General features: G+C 50.1%; 1 protein-coding gene. It reads right to left on the reverse strand.

All coding sequences use genetic code 11. The features are described 5' to 3' along the window. On the reverse strand, positions 1 to 724 hold a 724-nt coding region (locus CXF58_RS01230), incomplete at both ends, for a cytochrome c biogenesis protein CcdA (protein ID WP_323807195.1).

Raw genomic sequence — 724 nt, forward strand, 5'->3', positions numbered from 1 at the left:
ATTGGCGGCGACAATGGCATCTAACTCAGCGAGCGCCGTGACCGTCTTATCGGTTGCATTACTGCTGGCTGGTTGACCAGCAGTCGTCTGCATCACCGGAACCGCAGTTAGGGAGGCAAGCGGATGTAAACTATCATCATTACCCAAGGCGGCGCCGACGATTAAACACGTCGCCCAAATACCAGCGATTAAGCCTAGCGCTTGGGTCAGCATCCGACCTTTGCCTAGCCAGCTCCACGCCCACATCGCCACGACCATAAACCATAGCGCCCACACTATCAGCATCACAGGCGAGATAAAGACGCGTTCAATTAATAACAATGCCACGGCAAAAAGCAACAAAGCAAAGCCCTGCTTGACCCAATTCATCCACTCGCCTGCTTTTGGCATGATTTTACCTTGGGTCGCGCCAATTAAGATAAGCGGCGCCGATAAACCAAAACCGAGCATAAATAAAGCGGCAAAGCCAAGGAGCGGACTTCCAATCGTTGATACAGCAAGCAGCGCCCCAAATAAGGGTGCCGAAACGCATGGCGATACCACGAGCGCCGATAAGAATCCCGCAATTAAACTGCCACCCGTACTACCAAGTTTACTATCGCCTGCTTGGCTTAAACCCTGCATTTTACTACTGATGAATCTTGGCAGACGAATGCTAAATACGCCCAACATATAAAGGGCTAATAAGACAAAAACGATGGCAAACCCAATTAAAATAATCGGG

The sequence above is a fragment of the Psychrobacter sp. Sarcosine-02u-2 genome (genome assembly GCF_002836335.1).
Classification (GTDB): Bacteria; Pseudomonadota; Gammaproteobacteria; order Pseudomonadales; family Moraxellaceae; genus Psychrobacter; species Psychrobacter faecalis.